Annotated in this window: 25 protein-coding genes and 1 tRNA gene; 16 read left to right on the top strand and 10 right to left on the bottom strand. The window is 57.4% G+C overall.

The annotated features are described in order from the left end of the window. Positions 1 to 56: 56 nt before the first annotated feature. From ACIGDJ_RS04330 to ACIGDJ_RS04305, 6 genes are all read left to right on the top strand, one after another. The gene (locus tag ACIGDJ_RS04330) at positions 57 to 3,662 is read left to right on the top strand and encodes a DUF1983 domain-containing protein (RefSeq protein ID WP_397479021.1); all 3,606 of its coding nucleotides are present in this window, start codon (positions 57 to 59) and stop codon (positions 3,660 to 3,662) included. Continuing rightward, positions 3,662 to 3,958 (top strand): hypothetical protein, encoded by a 297-nt coding sequence (locus ACIGDJ_RS04325; RefSeq protein ID WP_397478852.1) that lies wholly within the window; start codon positions 3,662 to 3,664, stop codon positions 3,956 to 3,958. The genes ACIGDJ_RS04330 and ACIGDJ_RS04325 overlap by 1 nt, the downstream gene beginning before the upstream one ends. Before the next feature lie 8 nt (positions 3,959 to 3,966). Continuing rightward, positions 3,967 to 4,692 (top strand): hypothetical protein, encoded by a 726-nt coding sequence (locus ACIGDJ_RS04320; RefSeq protein ID WP_397479022.1) that lies wholly within the window; start codon positions 3,967 to 3,969, stop codon positions 4,690 to 4,692. A gap of 114 nt (positions 4,693 to 4,806) precedes the next feature. Then, on the top strand, positions 4,807 to 5,700 hold the full coding sequence (locus tag ACIGDJ_RS04315; RefSeq protein WP_397479023.1) for a hypothetical protein: 894 nt from the start codon (positions 4,807 to 4,809) through the stop codon (positions 5,698 to 5,700). After that, on the top strand, positions 5,700 to 6,029 hold the full coding sequence (locus ACIGDJ_RS04310; protein ID WP_313003398.1) for a hypothetical protein: 330 nt from the start codon (positions 5,700 to 5,702) through the stop codon (positions 6,027 to 6,029). Before ACIGDJ_RS04315 ends, ACIGDJ_RS04310 begins: the two co-directional genes overlap by 1 nt. Positions 6,030 to 6,061: 32 nt before the next feature. Continuing rightward, a complete protein-coding gene (locus tag ACIGDJ_RS04305) occupies positions 6,062 to 6,391 on the top strand; it encodes a phage tail protein (protein WP_397479046.1) in 330 nt (109 codons plus the stop codon). 73 nt (positions 6,392 to 6,464) lie between these two features. Here the strand turns inward: ACIGDJ_RS04305 and ACIGDJ_RS04300 are convergent, their stop codons facing one another. Next, positions 6,465 to 7,571 carry an acyltransferase family protein gene (locus ACIGDJ_RS04300; RefSeq protein ID WP_397479024.1) on the bottom strand — a complete coding sequence of 369 codons (1,107 nt, stop codon included), beginning with the start codon at positions 7,569 to 7,571 and terminating at the stop codon, positions 6,465 to 6,467. 102 nt (positions 7,572 to 7,673) lie between these two features. Between ACIGDJ_RS04300 and ACIGDJ_RS04295 the strand changes: the two genes are divergently transcribed. Continuing rightward, on the top strand, positions 7,674 to 8,096 hold the full coding sequence (locus tag ACIGDJ_RS04295; RefSeq protein ID WP_313003393.1) for a cell wall hydrolase: 423 nt from the start codon (positions 7,674 to 7,676) through the stop codon (positions 8,094 to 8,096). Positions 8,097 to 8,144: 48 nt separating this feature from the next. Then, positions 8,145 to 8,375, top strand: a complete 231-nt coding sequence (locus tag ACIGDJ_RS04290; protein WP_313003390.1) for a hypothetical protein — start codon at positions 8,145 to 8,147, stop codon at positions 8,373 to 8,375. On the opposite strand, the gene ACIGDJ_RS04285 is transcribed toward ACIGDJ_RS04290, so the two are convergent. Then, positions 8,372 to 9,067 carry an SOS response-associated peptidase family protein gene (locus ACIGDJ_RS04285; RefSeq protein ID WP_397479025.1) on the bottom strand — a complete coding sequence of 232 codons (696 nt, stop codon included), beginning with the start codon at positions 9,065 to 9,067 and terminating at the stop codon, positions 8,372 to 8,374. The genes ACIGDJ_RS04290 and ACIGDJ_RS04285 overlap by 4 nt on opposite strands. A gap of 54 nt (positions 9,068 to 9,121) precedes the next feature. Then, positions 9,122 to 9,487, bottom strand: a complete 366-nt coding sequence (locus ACIGDJ_RS04280; protein WP_397479026.1) for a hypothetical protein — start codon at positions 9,485 to 9,487, stop codon at positions 9,122 to 9,124. A 223-nt stretch (positions 9,488 to 9,710) separates the two neighbouring features. Here ACIGDJ_RS04280 and ACIGDJ_RS04275 point away from each other — a divergent pair. Together ACIGDJ_RS04275 and ACIGDJ_RS04270 are read left to right on the top strand one after the other, a co-directional pair. Beyond that, positions 9,711 to 9,779, top strand: a tRNA-Pro gene (locus tag ACIGDJ_RS04275). A 569-nt stretch (positions 9,780 to 10,348) separates the two neighbouring features. Beyond that, positions 10,349 to 10,579: a hypothetical protein gene (locus tag ACIGDJ_RS04270; RefSeq protein ID WP_101159921.1), complete on the top strand. Its 231-nt coding sequence runs from the start codon at positions 10,349 to 10,351 to the stop codon at positions 10,577 to 10,579. Positions 10,580 to 10,909: 330 nt separating this feature from the next. On the opposite strand, the gene rtcR is transcribed toward ACIGDJ_RS04270, so the two are convergent. Then, positions 10,910 to 12,514: an RNA repair transcriptional activator RtcR gene (gene rtcR, locus ACIGDJ_RS04265; RefSeq protein ID WP_397479047.1), complete on the bottom strand. Its 1,605-nt coding sequence runs from the start codon at positions 12,512 to 12,514 to the stop codon at positions 10,910 to 10,912. A 194-nt stretch (positions 12,515 to 12,708) separates the two neighbouring features. Here rtcR and ACIGDJ_RS04260 point away from each other — a divergent pair, with 194 nt between their 5' ends. The 3 genes from ACIGDJ_RS04260 (at position 12,709) to ACIGDJ_RS04250 (ending at position 15,431) form a co-directional block, all read left to right on the top strand. Next, positions 12,709 to 13,935 (top strand): RtcB family protein, encoded by a 1,227-nt coding sequence (locus tag ACIGDJ_RS04260; RefSeq protein WP_397479027.1) that lies wholly within the window; start codon positions 12,709 to 12,711, stop codon positions 13,933 to 13,935. A gap of 9 nt (positions 13,936 to 13,944) precedes the next feature. Then, a complete protein-coding gene (gene rtcA / locus ACIGDJ_RS04255; protein WP_101159919.1) occupies positions 13,945 to 14,970 on the top strand; it encodes an RNA 3'-terminal phosphate cyclase in 1,026 nt (341 codons plus the stop codon). A 173-nt stretch (positions 14,971 to 15,143) separates the two neighbouring features. Continuing rightward, on the top strand, positions 15,144 to 15,431 hold the full coding sequence (locus tag ACIGDJ_RS04250; protein WP_101159918.1) for a hypothetical protein: 288 nt from the start codon (positions 15,144 to 15,146) through the stop codon (positions 15,429 to 15,431). A gap of 76 nt (positions 15,432 to 15,507) precedes the next feature. On the opposite strand, the gene ACIGDJ_RS04245 is transcribed toward ACIGDJ_RS04250, so the two are convergent. Together ACIGDJ_RS04245 and ACIGDJ_RS04240 are read right to left on the bottom strand one after the other, a co-directional pair. Then, positions 15,508 to 15,723, bottom strand: a complete 216-nt coding sequence (locus tag ACIGDJ_RS04245; protein ID WP_101159917.1) for a hypothetical protein — start codon at positions 15,721 to 15,723, stop codon at positions 15,508 to 15,510. A gap of 127 nt (positions 15,724 to 15,850) precedes the next feature. Next, positions 15,851 to 16,126 (bottom strand): hypothetical protein, encoded by a 276-nt coding sequence (locus ACIGDJ_RS04240; RefSeq protein ID WP_101159913.1) that lies wholly within the window; start codon positions 16,124 to 16,126, stop codon positions 15,851 to 15,853. Between the two features lie 195 nt (positions 16,127 to 16,321). Between ACIGDJ_RS04240 and ACIGDJ_RS04235 the strand changes: the two genes are divergently transcribed. Next, complete coding sequence (locus tag ACIGDJ_RS04235; protein WP_101159909.1) at positions 16,322 to 16,651, top strand: hypothetical protein; 330 nt, start codon at positions 16,322 to 16,324, stop codon at positions 16,649 to 16,651. A 61-nt stretch (positions 16,652 to 16,712) separates the two neighbouring features. On the opposite strand, the gene ACIGDJ_RS04230 is transcribed toward ACIGDJ_RS04235, so the two are convergent. From ACIGDJ_RS04230 to ACIGDJ_RS04215, 4 genes are all read right to left on the bottom strand, one after another. Beyond that, the gene (locus ACIGDJ_RS04230; RefSeq protein ID WP_313003343.1) at positions 16,713 to 17,315 is read right to left on the bottom strand and encodes a hypothetical protein; all 603 of its coding nucleotides are present in this window, start codon (positions 17,313 to 17,315) and stop codon (positions 16,713 to 16,715) included. Between the two features lie 46 nt (positions 17,316 to 17,361). Then, on the bottom strand, positions 17,362 to 18,306 hold the full coding sequence (locus tag ACIGDJ_RS04225) for an alpha/beta hydrolase (RefSeq protein WP_397479028.1): 945 nt from the start codon (positions 18,304 to 18,306) through the stop codon (positions 17,362 to 17,364). A gap of 113 nt (positions 18,307 to 18,419) precedes the next feature. Beyond that, positions 18,420 to 19,418, bottom strand: a complete 999-nt coding sequence (locus tag ACIGDJ_RS04220) for an NAD(P)H-quinone oxidoreductase (RefSeq protein WP_397479029.1) — start codon at positions 19,416 to 19,418, stop codon at positions 18,420 to 18,422. A gap of 61 nt (positions 19,419 to 19,479) precedes the next feature. Continuing rightward, on the bottom strand, positions 19,480 to 20,679 hold the full coding sequence (locus ACIGDJ_RS04215) for a YbfB/YjiJ family MFS transporter (protein WP_101159895.1): 1,200 nt from the start codon (positions 20,677 to 20,679) through the stop codon (positions 19,480 to 19,482). Positions 20,680 to 20,791: 112 nt separating this feature from the next. Between ACIGDJ_RS04215 and ACIGDJ_RS04210 the strand changes: the two genes are divergently transcribed. Both ACIGDJ_RS04210 and ACIGDJ_RS04205 read left to right on the top strand, forming a co-directional pair. After that, the gene (locus ACIGDJ_RS04210; RefSeq protein ID WP_101159894.1) at positions 20,792 to 21,667 is read left to right on the top strand and encodes a LysR family transcriptional regulator; all 876 of its coding nucleotides are present in this window, start codon (positions 20,792 to 20,794) and stop codon (positions 21,665 to 21,667) included. 247 nt (positions 21,668 to 21,914) lie between these two features. Then, positions 21,915 to 22,352 carry a hypothetical protein gene (locus ACIGDJ_RS04205; protein WP_397479030.1) on the top strand — a complete coding sequence of 146 codons (438 nt, stop codon included), beginning with the start codon at positions 21,915 to 21,917 and terminating at the stop codon, positions 22,350 to 22,352. Positions 22,353 to 22,391 lie beyond the last annotated feature (39 nt).

Below are 22,391 nucleotides of genomic sequence, written 5' to 3'. Positions count from 1 at the left end.
CAGGACAGCAGCACACCGACCGCCCGCGAGGCGGTTTTTTTTGCCTGGAGGAAAGCATGGGCGCAGCAGCACAGATCGATATCCACGGCGAGAAGGGCGGCAGCAGCAAGCCGAAGTCGCCGATCGAAGCCAGCGACAGCCTGCGCTCGACCAACCTGGCCAAGCTGCTGATTGCCGTGGGCGAGGGGGAGTTCGACAGCGTCCCGACCGATTACGACATCTATCTGGACAACACGCCGATCCGCGATGCCAGTGGCAATTACAACTTCCCGAATGTGAAGTGGGACTGGCGCCCGGGGTCGGTGGATCAGACGTACATTCCCGGCATTCCGTCCGTGGAGAACGAGACGTCGCTGAACATTGAGCTGCGCAGCGATTCGCCGTGGGTGCGCTCGATCACCAACACCCAGCTTTCGGCCGTGCGCATGCGCTTGGCGTGGCCGGCGCTGCAACGCTCTGATGACCAGGGCAATGTCGGCGGCTACCGGATTGAGTACGCCATCGACGTGGCCACCGATGGCGGCGCCTATCAGCAGGTGCTGGTGGACGCCGTCGACGGTAAGACCACCACGCGCTACGAGCGCTCCCGTCGCATCGATCTGCCGGACGCAACCACTGGCTGGCAGATCCGCGTGCGCCGCCTGACGCCGAACCAAAACACCAACAAGATCGCCGACACCATGCTGGTGGCCGGATATACCGAAGTCATCGACGCCAAGCTGCGCTACCCGAATACCGCGCTGCTCTACATCGAATTCGATGCCGAGCAGTTCACCAACATTCCGGCCGTGACCGTGAAGTGCAAGGCCCGGCGCTGGATGGTGCCGAGCAATTACGACCCGATCGCCCGCACCTACACCGGGACGTGGGACGGCTCGATGAAGTCGGCCTGGACCAATAACCCGGCGTGGATCACCTACGGCATCTGCACCGAAGACAGGTTCGGCCTGGGCAAGCGCATCAAGCCGTTCATGGTCGATAAGTGGGAGCTGTACCGCATCGCTCAATACTGCGACCAGCTGGTGCCGAACGGACTGGGCGGCCAGGAGCCGCGCTTCCTCTGCGACATGAATCTGCAGGGCAAGGCCGATGCCTGGTCGTTGCTGCGCGATATCTCAGCGATCTATCGGGGCATGACGTACTGGGCGCAGGGACAGCTGGTGATGCAGGCTGACATGCCGCGCGCGCAGGACTTCGACTATGTGTTCACCCGGTCGAACGTGATCGACGGCAAGTTCTCCTATGGCAGTGCCTCGGCGAAGACCCGGTACACCCGGGCGTTGGTCAGCTATGACAACCCGGCGAACAACTACGACACCGATGTCATCCCATTCGCTGACCTTGATCTGCAACGCCGCTATGGTGACCGGCCGACTGAACTGAGCGCGATCGGCTGCACGCGCGCCTCCGAGGCCCAGCGCCGGGGCAAGTGGGCCATCCTCAGCAACAACCAAGACCGCACCGTCTCGTTCAAGACCGGTATGGAGGGCGTGATCCCCCTGCCCGGACACATCATCCCGGTGGCGGATTCTTTGCTCGCTGGCCGTGAAGTCGGCGGCCGCATCTCGGCGGTGGCGGGGCGGGTGATTACCCTCGATCGCGACACCCAGGCCAAGGCCGGCGACAGGCTGATCATCAACCTGCCGGGCGGCCGCGCCGAAGGTCGCACAGTGCAGAGCGTCAACGGACGCGCAGTGACCGTCACGGTTGCCTACAGCGAACCGCCGGTGGCGCAGTTGCAATGGGCGCTCGACGCGGACGATCTGGCAATCCCGCTGTATCGCGTGCTACGCACCAAGCGCACCACCGAGGGCGACTACGAAATCAGCGCGCTCCAGTTCGAGCCGAGCAAGTTCGCTTTCATCGACACCGGCGCACGCCTGGAAGAACGCCCGATCAGCGTCATCCCGATCACTGTTGTTCCGGCGCCGGCTAGTGTTTCGTTGTCGTCGACTTCTTCGGTTGTGCAGGGGTTGGCCGTGGCCACCATGACGATCACCTGGCCAGCTGTCGATGGTGCGGTCGGCTACGACGTCGAGTGGCGCAAAGACAGCGGCAACTGGATCAAGCTGCAGCGCACCGGCATGACCAATGTGGACGTGGTCGGCATCTACGCCGGCGCTTATGTGGCACGGGTTCGTGCGGTGAGCGCGTTCGATATCACCTCACCGTGGCGCAACTCGATCCTGACCAACCTCAGCGGGAAGCAGGGGCTGCCGCCCGCACTGGCTTATCTGAAAACGATCAGCAAGGTTTATGGCATTGGACTCGAATGGGGGTTCCCACTTGGTGCAGAAGATACCCAGCGAACTGAAATTTGGAACAATGAGGTCAACGACCTGACCACGGCCGTCAAGCTGGCCGATTTCGCCTATCCCCAATCGAACTACGAAATGCAAAATGTCGTGCCAGGCACGAGTCTGTTTTTCTGGGGGCGCTTGGTGGACCGCATTGGCAACATCGGTCCTTGGTTTCCCGCAGTGAACGGGATCAATGGGCAGGTGAGCATCGACCAGTCCGAGTACGAAAAATACTTCCTAGGCAGGATTCAGGAGTCTGCCCTTGGTGAAAAGCTGCTTGCGGAAATCGGAAAGATTTCTGGTGACGGTGAAGGCTCGGTGAATGAGAGGCTTGAGCAGGCCAAGCAGGAACTGCAAGACCTGATCAGCGAAATCACCGACGCCATGGCTTATGACCCGACCAGGCCTTACAGCAAAGGCGAGGTGGTCCGGCTTGACGGTCGATTGTTCTCGGCGATGAAGGCCGTGCCGGTCGGCACTGATCCTCCGAATGCCGAGTTCTGGTACGACATGGGGACGATTGCCGAGACCACCAAAGCGATGACGCTGCAGATCCAGCAGCACTCGACCCAAATTGAAACCATCGACGGCAAGGTCACCGCGCAGGCTTCAACGATGCAGGCCCTGCAAGCGGCGTGGCGAGAGGATGACGGCACCGGCGCAATGAGCGAGGCGCTCAAGGCGTATCAGAACACGGCCAGCATCGTGACAAGTGAGAAGGTGATAGCGGAGGAGAAGCTTGCGTCAGCGACGCGCTTTACGTCCCTCGATGCTGCGGTGGGGAAGAATGCCGCCAATCTCTCAACGCTTGAGTCTGCGGTTGCAACGGACAAGGAAGCGACTGCGCAGCGCATCGAGACGATCTCGGCCACTGCCAACAATGCCACTGCAAAAGCCGAAACCGCGAGCACCGCTGTTTCCGGCTTGAACGGCAAAGTGTCTGCACTGACGACCATCAAAACATCCACCACTGTTGGGAACAGGACGGTAATGGCCGGCCTCGCGATCGGCGTAGAAGGTGAACAGCAAGAGTCGCAGATCCTTGCGTTCGCCCAACGGTTCGCGATTCTCGATGAGGTGAGCGGGCAAATGATTGCGCCATTTGTTGTACAGGGTGGCCAGGTGTTCATGAACACCGCAATCATCAGCCAAGCCTTCATCAAGGAGCTGGTCCTGGGCATGACGCTGCGATCGGCGGCTCTCAACTCGCAAGGGTTGCCGCTTCTGGAGATCAATATACCGGCGGGTACGTTCACGCTTCGTGGACAGTCCAGCACTGGTTACACGTTGCTGAACAACAACGGCATCTACGTCTATGACTTGAACTACATCGAGCGTGCAGCGCTCGGGAAGATGACGTGATGGACTACTACGGTGCGAGAACGAAAGACGCGATGGGTCGGGTGACGCTTGAGTCATCAACGATGACCGTCCGGTCGATTGTGACCAGGCAAGTCACCGTGCCGCCCATCACCAGCGACTTCACCAGCTTCATCAGCATGCCTGAGATCACCGCGCAGTCGTTTGTATGCGTGACCCTCGCCAGCCACACGAATGAAAACCTCGCTTTGCCCGCTGTTTTCTGGTCGGCAGGGCAGCTCAGAGTTCGGCGCGGGCCAGGGCTGGTGCTCAACGTGTTTATTCTGACTTACCAATAGGAGGCGGCATGGACTATGGATTCAGGTCGCGTAACGGCCAGAATTTCTTCCAGGTCGACAGTGACAACAAAGTCTTGAACGTGGCGGCATCTGGCAGCTACGTCATAGGGAAAACCCCCACGTCATCGACCACGATCACCACGGCGGTGATCACTTACCCAGCACCAATAACAACTGCCGAAGCGCCACACGTGTTCTTGAATCCGAACAACCACGGCATGTATCACACGCTGATGCAGACCGGCGGCCCGGGCAACTGGACCGGGTTCTACTTCAAATTGCACCTGATGGCGCCCTTCAACAGTACCGACTGCAGTGGGCGTTGGCTGGTCGCTACGTTTCGGTCTACGTCACCACCCAATGAATACGATCTGCGTTTACGCAATGCTGCCAATGAGCAGATTTTTGTCGGCGCGGACAATCTTCTAGTGATGACCGGCTTCCCCATCAACGAGGGATGGTCGCTGGACAACCGTGGGGGTGAGATATCCGGGGTTTATTGGAGTGGGTGCCAGATGCCATGGACGGGGTCGTACGAGGACTATTTCCTCGCCTCCACGTTGATTGGGGGGAAAATCTACAACGGCAACTCGACGCTTGAGACACCCTGCGGCTTCCATGCCGGCATCCGCACAACCCTCAACGGCTATGTCGGGGCGATGGTCAGTTCTGAGGGAGGCACTGCCAAAAACGGCAGAACCACTTTTGCAGCACGACCCATGCGTCCGCTATGAGAACCCAGGCCCGCCCAGTGCGGGTTTTTTATTGACCAGAATTAGGATACTTCCATGCCTTGGCTTAGAGGTGGGACTGTTGCCGTCACCAACGGATCAACGACCGTTGTCGGCATGAATGCAGATTTTGCTGCTAATGCAAAAAATGGTGACGCATTCGTCGGCCCGGACGGTGCGAACTATGAGATTGGCAACGTCGCCAGCGCCACTGTCATCTCCATCATTCCGGCTTATAAAGGGCCAACAGCAAGTGGTGCGGCATACGCGATCATGCCCGTTCAAGGGTATCCGAAGGCGCTCGCTGACGCGTTCAGCGAAATCAATCGGCAATGGGGCGCGACTCTTTCCGCGCTCGGAACCACTGGCAACTATGACGTCCTGCCCGCGCAAAAAGGCGGCACAGGCATTACAGACCTGTCGATATTCATGCAGGGATTACTCAATGATGCTGATGATGGTGCCGCTAGGCAAACATTAGGCGCTGCGAAGTCGGGCGCCAACAGTGACATCACTTCCTTGTCAAATCTGACGACAGCACTGTCTCTCGCTCAGGGCGGAACCGGCGGTAAGAATGCTACTGACGCTCGCACCGGGCTCGGGCTGGGAACTGCTGCTGTAGCGGCAGTGCTTGGCACGGTCTCACAAAACGCCGGCGTTCCTACTGGTGCAATTTTTGAATCCGGCTCGAGCAGCGCCGGATCATGGGTGAAGTTTGCGTCAGGTCTGATGATCACTGCGCAAACTCTCAGCCTAACCCCCGGCTGGTCGGCAGTGGCAGCGAACCGCTTTTCCGGGCCAATAGTCGGCAATATGCCCGCATTGTTTTCCGCCGCACCGCTGCTTTTTGTTCAAGTGCGAGACCCTTCTGCAGCGGGACGTGCAGCATGGTGCCCCCTGGCAGAAGCCACCAACGGCAACACGTTCAGTCTGTTTCTCGCCTCCCCGGCATCGTCGACTGTTACTTCGAGCGTGGCATTCAATATTTTTTCGATTGGGAGATGGTTCTGATGAGGATTGATCTGCAACCCATCCGTAGTGACGCCGAACTGAGCGTTGTTCGCATCGGTGACGCGCTTGTGGTAAACGGCGAGACCTTCGATTTTTCCCCCATTCAAGAGGGCGATACCTTGCCGGCCACGGCGATTAGCTCATCCTGGTTCGCGGGACAGGTTGATCGAAAGAGCGGGGAGCTTGAGATCACAATCTTTCTTCCGCTACCCATCAATTTCAGTCCAGAGCAGGCGTACCCGGAACCTTTACTGAATGTTCCGGAGGGTGTGGTGAGCTTGCCACAACCACTGGCGGACCCAGAGCAATCCACGGAGGCAGCCAAGTGAATATTGATTGGAGCAGATTGATCACCAAGGCAATGAAGGATGCTGTTCTGGCTGCCGAAGCGCTTGCGCTGGCAAAAACAGAGCTCGCCGCGCGCAATAGTGCAGCGGTGTCGCAGATTGCCCGCATTCAGGATCGAATCGACACGATCGGATTCGGTATCGAAGTGGGAGAGGCGACGGCTGACGATGAGGCAGAGCAGGCCGCGTTGCTGGTCACGCTCAAAGCGTGGAAAACCTACAAGTTCGCGCTGGGCAAGGTGACTGTTCAGCCGACTTGGTATCAGGCGCCGGTATGGCCCGTTGAGCCGTCGATTCCGGAAATCATCGCGGCGCCTTTACCGGGCGAGTCCGGCGCAGACTGAACTGAACCGGACAGCGTGCATTGATATAACGCCTGAGCAGCCTGCTGTTCGCTCACGCCGGATTCGTCTCTACTTATACCTCAAGGTTTAACGCCTGTTGCGCATCAATATGCCGCTTGCGGAACAGATGATTAAGAAGCTTGGTCCATGGTTGATCCACGAGATGGTTGAAGCCATAAGACATTGCAAGAGTCGAAATTATATAGCAAATGAATGTTAGCAAGACCGACTGTGTGGCGATATAAACTGACGATGCGATACTGTTTATTGTAATGAAGTGAGTGAGATACAAACCGAAAGATAGCTCACCAAGTTTCAGGAATATCTTGTTGGAAAATGCACGCCGCAATGCCCCGTTTGAGCTGACGGCCGCTATTAGTAATACTGCTCCTACCGGGTAAAACAGATCGCTTGCTAATCCGGAAAGGTAAGCGGGAAGGAATAGGGGCGATATCGAAAGGGCTGCGATCACAGCTGGTATTGAAATTAATGATGGTAAGTTTATTTCTTTTCTGGAAAAAGCCAAGGCCAACGCCGCGCCTATAAAAAACTCATAATAGTGAGTTCCGTAACAGATGGCCGACACAAGGAGTATCATTATCATCCGATAAGCAAAACGCATCTTTTTCGATGTGATAGCCAAAAATATCACTCCGACTACTGCGAAGAGCTCATATGATATCGTCCATAAATTAGAGTTGTACGTATAGCTGGGATCGAAGGCCACAAAGTCAATCCATACCGATTCAAACAGTGCCAATGCAAAGCTTGGGTCGAAGGTGTACCAGCGCGCTAGCCAATCAGATGCGCTAATAGAAGCTGCTCTTTGATTAGAAAATAAACCCATCTTATGGATTGCGTATGCTGTTAGGCATACAGTGAATATCGGTATGCTTAGCCGAAGAAACCGTTTGACAGAAGCTTTCGCACCACTGATAAAAGTCTCAGAGCGAAACTTATCAAAAAAGAGAAATCCGCTCAGAACAAAAAATAGAGCCACAGCGAAGTGGCCGTTCCAAATAGCGCTTAAGAAAGATTGGTTTATTACATTGTTTCCAGAAATAAGAGAATTATCAAATGATCTGCAAAAATGAAAAAGAGCAACAGATAATGCTGCCACTCCTCTAATGCCATCGAGGTGTAGTGTTCGAGGCTTTATAGATTTTTGTGTTGCGTTCATATGCTCTGGATTCGCCAAGTAGAATATTAGTCGAGCTCATAGTCGGCCTCATTCTACCCTTTGCCTTAACTTAGCGGTTTTTTTTGATCGGAGTAAAGCCTAATGATTGTGACTGAAAGGGACCGTGTCATTCTCGCCTGCACGCTTTGGGGCGAGGCGCGAGGCGAGGAACCGTCCGGCCAGGTCGCCGTGGCCTGGACAATCCGCAACCGCGTGTTCGATGGAAAGGAAAATTCGTGGTGGGGTGAGGGCTACGCCGGTGTATGCCAGAAGCCATGGCAGTTCAGCTGCTGGAACAAGTCCGATCCCAACTACCAGTTCCTGATCGGCCTGAAGCAGATCCCATTCCGCGAGCTGGCGCAATGTCGTATCGCTGCTGACCAGGTAATCGATGGAAACGTCGCTGATCCAACCGGTGGCGCCACTCACTACTACGCCACCAGCATCAAGGCGCCGGCCTGGGCAGCGAAGGCCAAGCAGACACTGAAGCTCGGTCACCACATCTTCTTCAAGAATGTGCCTTGAGGCGTATGCCGCTATCCTGTTGCTGATCCCAACAAGGCAGGAGGCGACATGGAAGGTGTGGAACTGAGCCCGAACATTGAGCGCGCTGCAGACAAGCTTCTGGCTGAGATTGCGCGTGCAGATTCGATGATCATCGCAGCCAAGGCAGGCGCTCGGGCTGAGGGATTCGTCTATGGCCTGGAGTCGGCGCGCGCCTTAACCGAGTCCACCATCGATAAGCTCTACGTCATCTTCGACAACGCGACCGAGAACCGTCTGCGAGTGCTGACTTCGACTTAGAACAGGCTGTTTTCCTCGATCGGCTTAATCAGATCCGGGCCCTGATTGCGGATATTGCCCACGGCGCGGTCGACCTTGAACCATTCGAACGCCTCTGATGGCTCGCCCTCATGCAGCACCATCTCTTCGGCACGTTCTTTCGGCGTGGCCGGGTCCAGCCATTCCCGGACAAGCTCTGGCGGAAGAACGACTGGGCGCCGGTCGTGGACATCGACCATGCCGCCGGCGCTGTCGGCGGTGATGATTACAAAGCCGTCGTGCTCGCCGGGGCCGTGTTCCTCGTTCGGGTACTGGCCGATCGCGGCGCAAAGGATGGGCGATTTGTCGCGGTGCCGGATCAGGTAGGGCTGCTTCTTCGGTGCGCCTTCATCGACCCACTCGAACCAGTTATTGATCGCGATGATTGCCCGGTGCGGCCAGATCGCGCGGAAGAACGGGCCATGTGCGACTTTCTCGACGCGCGCATTGATTGGAGCGGCGCGGTCTTTCGCCCACTGCGGGCGCCATCCCCAGCGAACCATGTCGGCGTGTAGAAACTCGCCTTCCTGGTGGAAGAGGGCGAGCTGAGTGGTCGGCGCGGCGTTGTACCGCTCAAAGGGTTGCTCGCCGGTCGAGTTGATGAGCGCATTCGGCATGCTGAGCGCCGCCACGAAGTCGTGGATGCCGCTGTATTGGGAGAGTCGTCCGCACATTGCCATAGCCTCGGATGGATCTGATTCAGCGTAGACCCGTCAGCGCTGGCTTCGTCACAAACCTTTTTCGGCGCAGCATTCGCAATGACCTGCGAATTCCTCACGATCTCGAGCTTCTCTGAACAGGCGCTGGTTTTCATTGAACAGATGGTTTCTGTTGTGCTCGACGTCGGCGAATCTTCGCCTCTCGCTCAGCAAAGCCCCTTCGGCGTGCTGAAGCTTGGCCTTGAGAGAATCCATCTCCTGCCTGAGCGCATCATTGTCTCTGACCAGGCCTTCGATATTCGCCAACGCTCGCTCCAGCTTGAGGGTGAGCGCTTCGAATTCGTTCTCGTACATCCTGAGCTGGTGACGGCAGGTTTCGAGCGGGGTCGGGTTGCCGAGCCAATCGTCGGTGTCTTCTATATAGAGGGGATCCACGGGAATGCCTTACTGAATACTGTTTGCATATACAGTAATCGAGGCGATGCAAGCGGGCGAGGGTGAGGCGACGAGCTGTAGGATTTTGGATTGGATAATGTCGGCAGGACGCCGGGGATGGTGCCAAAAAGGCTCAGTGACTTTCCGAGTGACTTTGTAAAACACGGTTGCGCACGGTTGGGCATCGTTGCAGCGAGCGCCCGGCGCGAAGCCTCTGTTTTTGCGGGCTGTAGATCAGTCCGCTTGCATGGGGTGCTAGGGGTCGAGTGTTCGAATCACTCCGTCCCGACCATACAATTCAACGACTTAGCCGCTTTCGAGCGGCTTTGTTGTTTCTGGCAGGATGATTCTGGAACCTGTCTTCTTAGGGTGTGTCGTGTTTTTATGCCCGCTCGTCAAGTAAGTCGCACTCCTTCTCTGCACATTTCTCTAATTACTAAGCGCAGCCTGTGCGCCACTGACGGGAGAAGATGATGATAGAAGACAACAACGGCCCTGAAGCGCCATATCCAGGGCCAAGCGAGCAAACGCCTGAATCTGGCGAGGGGCACGATTCTGGTCTGGAGCGGGCTGTCTCCGAGCCAAAGCAGGGTACCGACGAACGCCCAGAAGACTGGAATCCTCCACCTGGCAATCCTGGCTCTGATCAAGATGCCCAGACGGGCCGCGACAACGGCGGCGCGAAAAAAGCGCAATGAACTCATCTCGCACAAGACCCGGCCCTCGCGCCGGGTTTTTTATTGCTGCCGAATCGTGGTTAAGGATTCCGATCCCAATCGCTCTGGGCTGGTAACGCTTTTCGATTGAAACTTCCTTGTCGACGAGACGATCTCTTGAACACCGGCAAACAGGAGTTCAAGAATGAAATGTTATCTATGCGGCCTCGAGGCGAAGGTAGCGGAAGAAGCTCATGGCGGCGAACTTATCGATTGTTCGGACTGCGGCATTTATAGAATTTCGGGCTTGGTTCTGAAAGAACTAACTATCAAGAAAATCAACTTTACGGACATGCGAGACGACCTTCACCGCCAGCGGCAGTTCAACGCTACCGAAGTGGCGGAGATCAATACGGAGACGGTCATCTGGGCTTGAGCAAGCAGCTTTTAAGAGTCGAAGCTGAGCGGCGCCGGCGGCTGGATGCTTTGTCCAGGCGCCGGCAACAAGCATGTCTACTCTACGATGCAGATCCAGCGGTGGTTGTATCGGTAAGGCGCTCTAGTGAAATGAACCTCTGACACCATCTTCATGCCACGCTTTTCAAGCGCTTTGGTCAGTTGTACGAGTGTCTCTGCCTGGATAGTCATTGCTGTCACCTCGTCAGATTTACTGCGTTCATAATTCTTGACCGAGGGATCAGGCAGCTAATTCATTTTTCTACGGCAATCATTAAGGTCGTGTGGGCATGAAATGCCAAGTCATACTTCACTTCGTGCCCACGACCTCGCTCCATTCAAGTCCGAACCGCCCTAGATACTTCCTCAGGCGATCGGCGTCATTGGGCTGCGCTTTGGCCTGTCGAGAGACAGCGAAGAGCTGCCGGCCGGCATCGGAAAGGCTATCCGCCCGTCGGCATACCTCAATAACCGCTTTCAGCTGCAAGCGGTCGAACAAATCTATGTTCTCGCCGTCCCCCGGCAAGTCGGCTGATGCTGCAGTGGGTTGCGCCAGTCTCCACGCATACCGCAGCCGATCGATCTCCTCCTCTACCTGCGCTTCATCTATGCGCCCGCTATCGGCCAAAGTCGCCATTCGGGTAATCGATGCGGACAGTTCGCGAAAGTTGCCCAGCCAGGCTGCTTCAGGTGAACTGGCGAAGGTCAGGTAGCGCCGGCGTGCTTCGAGATTGAAGCGCACCCGCTCACCCTGTTCGTGAGCATGGCGTTCCAGCTCGAAATCAATATTTGGCTCGATATCCTCGCGGCGACCGGCGAGGCCGGGCAGATCGAACGTCCACAAGTTGATGCGCGCATACAGATCTTCGCGAAACAAGCCTTCGGCGACTCGACTTCGCAGATCGCGGTGTGTGCCGGCGATGATCAGGAAGTCGCTCTCGACTTCCTTGTCCGAACCCAATGGGAAGAAGCGTTTCTCTTCGATTGCCTTCAACAGCATTGCCTGTTCGTCTGCGCCGAGCTCGCCGATTTCATCGAGAAACAACATTCCACCATCGGCAGCGCGCAACAAGCCATCGCGAGGATTTTGCGCGCCTGTGAAGGCACCTTTGACGTGGCCGAACAGGGCCGACATTGCGCCGTCACCGCGCAGGGTGGCGCAGTTGACTTCGACGAAGCGTCCCTGCATTTGATGGCGACTGCGCTTGAGTTCGTAGATGCGTCGCGCCAAGAAGGATTTGCCCGCGCCTGTCGGGCCGATCAGCAGCATGGGCGCTCTGGAGCGCAGGGACACGCGCTCGATTTGCGCGATGGAGCGGTTGAATGCGGCGTTGCGTGTAGCGATACCGGACTTGAGAAATGCCAAGCCTTCGAGGCGTTTGCTGGCGAAGCGTGAGGCGATGCGATCATAGCGCGACAGGTCGAGATCGATCAGCGTATGCGTGCCGCAGGCGGGCTCGTCATCGCTCTTGCGTTTGGTGGGGGAGGTCTGGACCAGTCTGGCCGGCAGATAGCGCGCTTCGGTGAGCAGAAACCAGCAAATCTGCGCGACGTGGGTGCCGGTAGTGATGTGGACGAGGTAATCCTCGTGCTCGGTGTCAAAATGGTAAGTGGTGGTGAAGTCGTGCAGGGCGCCGTAGACCTCTTCGAAGTCCCAAGGGTTGCGCAGCGACATCGGATGCAGGCGCACGTTGGTCGCTGGAGATTGCTGCTGGATGTCGGCTCGGACGCGCTCGGCGAGGCTCACGTCGCGAGCATCGAGGCCGTGAATCAGTTCAAGCCGATGGACTGGCAAATCTGCTTGCTGGCAAAGGCCCACGGTTGGCCGCCAGTGATTCCAACGGTTGGCGCCTTTGCCGACACGATCCAGGGTGGCTCCGATGAATCCAATGACGACGGTGCGCTTACCAGACATGTTTATCTCATAAGATAAATAACGATAGGCAATAATAATTTTTAGAGAGGGTTTTGTCTTTTCTAATTTAAGAATCCAGTCTTTTTCGAGAATAAAAACGATATAAATCAATAGCATAAATAAAAGATGATGTCTGCGCTCGAATCTGGCACAGCGGCTGCAATGCTTGGATAAACGAACAGGGACACCACAATATGAATGATCAGAGCTACCAACTTCTCGAAGTCGCCGACGGCAAGCCAATCAAACTCTGGACCGAAGGCGTTCCGGTAGAAAACGAAGCCCGTGCACAGTTGATGAACACCGCGAAGATGCCCTTCATCTTCAAACATCTGGCCGTGATGCCGGACGTGCACCTGGGGAAAGGGTCAACCATCGGCAGCGTGATACCAACGGTTGGCGCGATCATCCCGGCGGCGGTGGGGGTCGACATCGGCTGCGGCATGATCGCAGCGCGTACATCACTGACCGCTGCGGATCTGCCGGACAACCTGCATGGTTTGCGCAGCGCCATCGAGCAAGCGGTCCCCCATGGCCGCAGTTCGGATCGTTCGCGGCGAGACAAAGGCGCCTGGGACAAGATTCCGCAGCAAGCCGATCAGGCCTGGGCGGGTTTGCAGCCACGCTTCAGATTGATCACCGACAAGTATCCGAAGCTGGCCAACACCAACAACCTTGGGCATTTGGGGACACTCGGCAGCGGCAACCACTTCATTGAAGTGTGCCTGGATGAAGCCAATCGGGTCTGGTTCATGCTGCACAGTGGTTCTCGTGGTGTCGGCAATGCGATTGGCAATCTGTTCATTCAGATGGCGCAAGCGGATATGCGTCAGCACATCGCCAATCTGCCGGACCGTGATCTGGCCTATTTCGAAGAGGGCAGCCGACATTTTGATGACTATGTGGAGGCAGTGGGCTGGGCGCAGGACTTCGACAGACAGAATCGTGAACTGATGATGCGCGCGGTGATTCAGGCCACGCGGCAGGTCATTCGCAAGCCTTTCGAAGTCGCATTGGAAGCGGTGAATTGCCATCACAACTACGTGCAGAAAGAGCGGCATTTCGGTGAAGACGTCCTGATCACCCGTAAAGGTGCGGTGTCGGCGAAGAAGGGCGAACTGGGGATCATTCCGGGCTCGATGGGCGCCAAGAGTTTCATTGTGCGCGGGCTGGGCAATGAAGAGTCGTTCAGCTCCTGCAGCCACGGCGCCGGGCGCACCATGAGTCGCACAAAGGCCAAGAGTACCTTCACCGTCGCTGACCAGATTCGCGCCACTGCGCATGTGGAATGCCGCAAGGACGAAGCGGTCATCGACGAAATTCCGATGGCCTACAAGGACATCGACAAAGTCATGCACGCCCAGCGCGAGTTGGTGGAAGTGCTGCACACGCTGCGTCAGGTGGTGTGCGTTAAAGGATAAGGATGTGCAATGAAAGAAATCATTGAACTGGACGGTGCCATCGGCGGCGGTCAGGTGTTGCGCAGTGCGCTGAGCCTGTCGATGGTGACAGGCCGGGCGTTTCGGATTAAACAGATTCGCGCCAGACGCAGCCGTCCGGGACTGCTGCGTCAGCATCTGACGGCAGTAATGGCGGCGGCCGAGGTTTGCGGTGCGCAGATATCCGGTGCGCATTTGGGTTCGCAGGCCTTGAGCTTTGAACCGGGCGCAATCCGTGCAGGCGATTTTCAATTCGCCATCGGCACAGCGGGCAGTTGTACTTTGGTGTTGCAGACACTGTTGCCCGCGTTGATGCGAGCACCGCAGGCGAGTCGGGTGACGATCACTGGCGGCACGCACAATCCGCTGGCGCCGCCGACTGATTTTCTCTCGCGCAGTTGGCTACCGCTGCTGCGGCGCATGGGCGGCGATGTCGAACTGGACTTGGTGCGTCATGGTTTTGTGCCGGCTGGCGGTGGCGAGATTGCAGTAAGGGTGCAGCCGTCACACCTGACGCGGCTGAATCTGTGTGAGCGCGGCAAGTCAATTTCACGACAGGCTCTGGCACTGACTGCCGGACTTGCGCCTACCGTTGCTCAGCGTGAACTCACGCATGTCGCCAAGCGTCTGAATTGGCCGTCGGATGCGCTGCAACAGATGACCATTGAGCCGGCGCGCGGTCCGGGAAATGTGCTGTTGTTGGAGTACGTTTTTGAGCACGTCACTGAGGTGTTCAGTGCGTTTGGCCAAGTGTCGTTACGTGCCGAGAAGGTGGCCGATACCGCAATCAATCAGGCTGTCGACTGGCTGCGCAGTGATGCTGCGGTGGCAGAGCATCTGGCCGATCAGTTGCTGTTGCCGATGGCGCTGGCTGGTGGCGGAACGTTGACCACGCCGCGCATGACGGATCATCTGCGCAGTAACATCGAAGTTATCCAGCTGTTTTTGCCGGTTTGTTTTGATTGTCGAGAGGAGGGCGCTGCTCGATTGCGAATAGAGATTTTACAGACTGATTAGTACCGGCCTGCAATCCCGAAAGTCGTCGCAAAACCTCCCTGAGAGCGCCGCTAGCCTTCAGCCACTAGCACATCTGACCTAATTGCCCCTGTACCGACTCGACTTTAAAGTCCTTTCGCTTGGCAGCTGACTGTCAAACTTCTTTGGTATGAAAATCAAAAGGTCGATCTGCTATGAACTCATCAAGGACAATCCCGGGTCTCGCTTTATTCGCAACTTTGGCACTCGCGGTCAGTGGATGCCAGACTGTCAAACCGGGAGAGAGTGATCTCAAGAATCGGGCACAGACCACCATCGGCAAACCGGTTATCAAGGTTTCCAACATCCGCAACGACTTCAATACAACCTTCTACAACGCTCAAACCGAAAACGGCGAGTACACTTGCGAGTTGCCGAGCGGGCCGATGGTTGCTCTGGGTTCCATGGGTATGGGCCTGGGCGCTCAGTGCACCAAACAATGACGAATCAGTTCCTTCGCAGCTGAAATAAAAAGGCCAATGTCGATGACATTGGCCTTTTTATTAACGAATACCTGGATCAGTTGGTCTTCGAGTTCAGCTTGCGCAGTTCTTCATAAGTTGCCGATTGCACGAACCAGAAGCCGGAGATGATGCACCAGCTCAAGGTGCCGCCTACGAACATCCCGAGACCCGAAAGAAAGCTCTGGCTCATCATGAACAGGGACACGATCAGGATGACCGCCAGTGCGATGTAGAGGACGATGTTGTTGACGCCGATGACGAAATCTTTCATTTGCATTCCTTGGGTGTATTTTCCTCTGGCCACCCTCTATGGTGGCCAGTGCGCGCATCATATTGATATCACCCTGCGCTGCCTAGTTTCGGCATCTGAATTTTATTCACAAATAGCAAAATCCTTGTTACTGAACCGGTTTTTTGTCCAGGTCACTGGAGTCGCTCGACGTCGCAGCATCTTTTTCCGTCTCATGCGGCTGGGAGCCTGAGTTGGCGCCCGAGGACTCTTCGCCTTTCTTGTTCGCCTTCTCATCATGATCGCGAGAGCTTTCTGCCTGATTAACACCGGGCAGAGCGGTAGCAGGGGTGGCGGCGCCCGCTGTCGTCTCGGCAGCCGAAGCGTGGAATGGGCCGATCAGGCACAGGCTGAAAAACGACAGAGCAAAGATTTTCTTGTTCATCTCGTGGGCCTTCTACGCAAGGAATGTACTGTTTTGGATAGGTTCGCCTGCCAAAGGTGCGCGCCATTGGACGAGCGGCGAAGACTGCTCTGTATCTCCCCTGATAAAAAATTCCCGACAGCAGGCAAATTGCTGGCCCCCAGAGATAATGCACCCCGGCAAAATCGCGTTTTTTCAAAAGGTTAGGTTGGCTATATGCGGACGATTGTCATCACCGTTGCGACGCTTTCCCTGGCTTGGATCGCTTCGGGTGTGCAGGCAAAAGAGTTAAGCAAGGGCCATCGCTTCGCCTGCACCTGGGGTTCGGATATTGCTGCCGGTGCGCAGCGATCCAAGCTGTCGGGAGTTTCGCTGTATGGCGCGCGTAAGCAACTGCAGGTTCGCCGGTTCCAGCAGCCCTGGATGCGCATGACTGCGATGGGGATTACCGAGCAGACCTACAACAGCAGTTCGAAGCTTAAACCGGCGGCGGTCAAGCAAACCTATTACGAACAATGCGTACGCCACGAGTTGGCACGGCGATAACAAAAAGCCCGACCTGAAGTGGTTGGGCTTTTTTTGTACTTTTTGGATTTTGGCGGAGCATTCAGTCGACGATCACGCGTTCGTTGTCGTCGTCACCCAAGCACACTGTCAACTGCTGGCCATCTTTGGTAAACGCGCAATGCGGCAACGACATCTGTCTGGCGATATAAATGGGCACGCCAATAAACACTGACGCTATCACTATCGCCATGACCGATCTGGCGATCATCGCCCAAAGCGAGGGAGCGCCTTGCTTCTTGAGCCTTGAACGCAAAAACAGACCGAGCCCCAACAACACCGCACCGATCAGCATCGCGCTGCCGATTTCATGAGGGCTGATGCTATAGATCCTTTGTTCCGCGTCGTCCGGATAATTGATTTGCCACCAGACGCCTATGGCCAAAGGCATAACGCCCGCCAGTATGCAGGCATGAATCGCTCCCGGCATGCGCACCAGCAGAGCCAACAACAAAGCCACGGTAGCGGCGACCCAGCCAATGGCGAACAACTGGCCGCCCATTCCGCCCATAAAGGTACCGCCGACGTCGATCGGAGTGAGCAGATACCAGTCATAAAAAGCGCTGTGCAGTACAACCGAACCTACAGCAAGCCAGCAAATCGGGTAGTAGATCCAGAGGGCATTGGGGCGGGTTAACACACTCATTCCTTGTTGTGATGTCGGAAGGGGCGCCAGTATGCCAGTGCTTCAATCAAGAGTCGCGAGATCGTTTTGCCACTGCCGGCCCGGCAACCCGCGGCAACGGTTTGGTCTGCATCAACGCATCCAGCGCCTTGCGATAACCCTGGCCACCAAGCGCCATGCTGTTGTTGTGCGTCGCCCCAGGCACCAGCAACAGCCGCTTGGGCTGCTCAGCGGCGTTAAAGAGTTGCTCGCTGAAGCGTGGCGGCACGAAGGCATCAGCCAGGCCATGCACGACGAGCAGCGGCATATGAATGTCGGCGATCTTGTCGATGGAATCGAATTTCTGTGACAGCAGCCAACGCACCGGAAGCGAGGTGTCAGCCACGGCGGCGGCGACATCGGCGAGCGAGGTAAAGGTCGACTCAATAACCAGGCCGCGCACGGGCAGAGGTGTGTGACTGCGCGCGGCTGTCTGACCAAGTTCAGCGGCCAGATCGATCGCCACTGCGCCACCGAGAGAATGGCCGTAGATCAGCCGTTTGTCCGGATCTGGCTGCAGCAGTTGAAAGCGTTCCCACGCAACGCGAGCATCTTCATAAACGCTGCGCTCCGACGGCAGGTCGCCCTTGCTTTGGCCAAATCCGCGATAGTCGATGGCCAGCACTGAATACCCCGCCGCTCGCAGCTGTTCGATGCGGAACAGTTGTCCGGTGAGGTTCCAGCGCACGCCATGCAGATACAGAATTGCTGGCGCATTGGCACGTTCTGCCGGCCACCACCAGGCATGGATATTCTGTCCGGCGCTGAAGCTTTTCGGTTGCAGATCGAGTTCCTGGACACTGCCGGGCAGACCGCGATACCAGCCGGCCGTACCCGGTTCGATGCGGAACAACAGTTTGCGCTCGGTGTGTTCCAGCACCGCACAACTCGTCGGCACGCCAATAATCAGCGCGGCCATCATGGCGAACGCGAACCGGCGGCGCCGCAGACGAGTCAGTAAGGACAGGAACATTAATCGTTTCACCACGGCGCAGACAAAGAACGCTTTTTACCAGATGCCTCAGTCTGCGCGTGATTATTTTCGACCACCGTGCATGCGCAACGATTACAAGATGCTGCAATCGCTCACGTTACTTGCAGCACGAGCTTGCCGATATGGTCGCCGCCCTCCATGCGGGCATGGGCCTGAGCCGCGTCAGCTAGCGGGTAGACCTTGTCGATGATCGGCAGGCAGCGTCCGGCGCCAAGGGCAGGCCAAACGTGTTCCTGCAATTGATCGGCGATGGCGGCTTTCTCCGCAGCGGTGCGCGCGCGCAGCAGCGAGCCGGTGACCACCGCGCGTTTGCCTAGGATCGCCAGCAAATCGATATCGTTGGCGCGGGCACCGCCGAGGAAGCCGAGCATCACCAGGCGCCCGTCCATAGCCAGTGCGCTGATGTTGCCGTTCAGATACGAGCCGCCCATGATGTCGAGAATCACGTTCACGCCCTGATCTGCCGTCTTTTCGGCAATGACCTTGGTGAAATCTTCGTCCCTATAGTTGATCGGTTGCCCGCCAAGCTGACGAATCGCCGCGCATTTTTCAGCGCTGCCAGCGGTGGCGAAGGCCTCAATGCCAAATTCACGACAGAGCATCAGTGCGGTGGTACCGATGCCGCTGGTGCCACCGTGAATGAGCACGCGCTGGCCGACCTTGGCACCGCCGAGACCGAACAGGTTGGCCCATACAGTGAAAAAGGTTTCCGCAATCGCGGCGGCCTGAATCCAGTCGACACCGTCCGGCACGGGAAGCGTTTGCCCCGCTGGCACGGCGCAATATTCGGCATAGCCACCGCCATTGGTCAGCGCGCACACTCGATCGCCGACAGCGAACCGCGTTACTCCGGTGCCGAGTGCGACCACTTCACCAGCCACTTCCAACCCGGGAATCGGGTCCATGCCGGGTTTCATTGGATACTTGCCGGCGCGCTGCAAGGCATCCGGACGATTGATTCCGGCAGCGTGAACGCGGATCAGCACCTGGCCCTCGGCAACGGTTGGCAGGGCCACGCGCCTGGCTTGCAACACTTCAGGGCCGCCGGGTTCAGTTATTTCGATACGGGTCATTTCATTGGGCAGTGACATTGTCGATTCCTGTGAAAAAGGTCGTGTAGATGGGAGCGCAGGCAACGCGCAATGATTCCCTTCAGTTCGCCGCGCAACCAGTTTGAGTCGCAGCAGGCAGCCAGCGCATGGCTTGCTCCAGCAGCAGGGCAACGCCGATCGCGCCGGCGGCGATCATAAACAGCAGCGAATGCTGGCCGCCCGAAGCATTGAACAGCGCCGAATAGGCAAACCCGGCCAACGCCTGGAAAGTGGCAAAAGACACCGTAGCGCGGCTCCAGGCAATCTGTTGACGGTGATGCGACGGCACCAGCTCATGCACCCGGGCCAGCGCCAGCGGCACGATGCCCGGCGGGAAAGAGCCGAGAATCACCGCCAGTAATGCCAGCGCCAGAAACGAATGTGTGACGGCCAGCAAGCCGAGGGCGATGGCTTGCACGACCAGCACCATTCGAATGCCTGCGCGTGCGCCAAGCTGGTCAGCCAGGAAGCCGTAAGTCACCGGCCCGACAATCGCCCCCAGGCCATACATGACCCAGACCGTTGCGCCGACATGCGCCCCGGCCCCCAGCCCTCGAGCTACGTAATCGACCAGAAACACCATGGCGGGCACGAGCCCGGCGGCCATGAACGCATATTGAGCGAACAACAGGTAAACACCCGGCGGTGTCGGCTCATCAGCCGACGGGCCATGCACAGCCGCGGCGTGCGCGGTATCCGCAGGCCAGCCAAACCAGCTCGATGCGGTCAGCAACAACGCCAGCGCGCCCAGCCCCAGCCACGTTGCCTGCAAGCCAAGCGTCAGCAGCGGGGGCACGATGGTTCCGGAACCGGCGATGCCGAGGCCGATGCCAAGGAAGATCGCGCCACTGGCCAAGCCTCTGCGCGCCGCCGGAACGTGAGGCAGCACGGTTGCCGCAACCAGCACCATGATCGCGCCACCCGCAATGCCGGACAGCAAGCGCCAACCGAAGAACCAGCTCACCGACAGCGGATAAGCACAGGCAAAAAATGCTGCCGTAACAGCCAGCATCATCAGGCGCAAAGCGTTGCGATTACCCAATCGATGGGCCATAGGCCGACCGAGGAGGGCGCCAATCAAGTAGCCGACCAGATTGGCCGCGCCGAGGTAAACGACATCATTGGCTGAAAACCACTGCGCCTGAATCAGCGAAGGGATCAGTGGCGTGTAGGCGAACCGCGCCAGGCCAATGCTGACCAGACTGGCGCAAAGCCCGGCGAAGATTGGCAGCCAGAGGCCGGAAGAGTTTGAAGTACGCATGTTTAGCGATCTCGCGAGAGGTGTATGGCGCTCACCTTATCGGCTATTGTTGCTGCGCATATGCAGCGATTAAGCGGCACGATGATGCAAAATTGCTTCGGTGAGGATCAGCATGAATTGGGATGATGCGCGGGTGTTTCTGGCGGTCTGTCGCGAGTCGACATTGCGTGGGGCTGCGCGGGTTCTGGGCGTCGACCAGGCCACAGTAGGACGGCGCATCACCGCGCTGGAAAAATCTTTGCGCGCGACGCTGTTCCTGCGCACATCCGACGGCTACGCGCTGACCGCCGTCGGTGAGGCGGCGCTCAAAAGTGTGGAAAAAATGGAGCACTCGGCGCTGGAACTGGAGCGACACATCCACGGGCTGGATGATCGTCTGACCGGTCATGTACGGGTCAGCACCACCGACTCGCTGGCCATCGATTTCATCATCCCGGCGATGGCGCGCCTGCATGATCAGCATCCGGATGTGCAGATTCAGCTGGATGCGTCGACGCAGATCCTCAGTCTGGCCAAGCGCGAGGCGGATATCGCCGTACGCAATACCCGGCCGGATAACCCGGATCTCATCGCCCGACGAATCGCCCGTTGGCCTGTAGGACTTTTCGCAGCGCAGGCCTACGTCGAGCGCCATGGTGGACCGCAGCCCGGCAGTGCTTTCGAGGGCCATGATCTGGTGGTGTATCAGCCGTATTTACAGAGCAAAAAAGACCTCACACTGGTATCCGAGCCGTTAAGCCGTGGGCGTATCGTGGCGACGCTCAGCTCCAGCCTTCTAGTGCGTCGCTCAATTGCCGCAGGCCTCGGAGTAGGGGAGATCCCGGTGTATATGGGCGAGCGTGACGGTCTGGTCAGACTCTGGCCGGAGCGGACCCGGCCATTGCCGTATGAAGTGTGGCTGGTCACCCACGCTGACCTGCGCCATACCGCGCGGGTGCGGGCCGTGATCGAGCAGATCGTGGAGGCCTTTGCGCTGGAAAACGAATAAGTGATTTCGGGTTTTGCCAAGGCTACAACGCCTGACGAAACAGCCTACGTCCGAGGCAGAATGGGCCGGCTTGTCGCCGAGAGCGATGAAATCTATTGTGACGGCAGTTCGATGCGGATTTCAGTCCCGCATCCAAACGAAGAGCCAGGGAAGGCCTCGTAGCCATGAAGGTGTCGCATTGAAAATCAGGAAAGTGAATCGATATGCAGTCACGGACAGATCGGAAACGGGTCGGGATAGGCACATCATGAGCACCATAAGCCGCGAAGAATTCGATGCCAGGATAGAGACCATCGAGACGAGAATGGATGGCCGCGTGGCAGAAATGCGCGCCGACATTCGTGGGTTTCTCGCTGCCCAGGCAGAGCGGGACAAGGTCTATCTTGAGCGGGACAAGGCCCTGCAAGAACGGGACAAGCGTTATGACCTGATGTGGATGGGCGTGCAGAAAATGGCCGACGAATCGCGGGAAGCGATCAGACAGGCGTCGACGGTAAAGGCCAATTACTGGGCTGCTACCACTGTGCATTTTCTCGGCGTGGCTTCATTGCTGGTTGGCGCGCATTTCGCCAATCAGGCGGCGGTGCTGACTACGAGACAAACCACGCTGGCGGCGATTCAGATTGGTAAAGAAGTGTCCGTCCCCAAACCTGTCGAACGATCTGCGCCGGTGTCGCCGCAATAAAAAACGGCCTTCATTGGAAGGCCGTTCCGAATCGCGCCA

It is taken from the genome of Pseudomonas sp. NPDC079367, assembly GCF_044542195.1.
Taxonomy (GTDB): domain Bacteria; phylum Pseudomonadota; class Gammaproteobacteria; order Pseudomonadales; family Pseudomonadaceae; genus Aquipseudomonas.
Note: the sequence above shows the minus strand (reverse complement) of the source record. Positions and strands in the feature narration are given on the sequence as shown.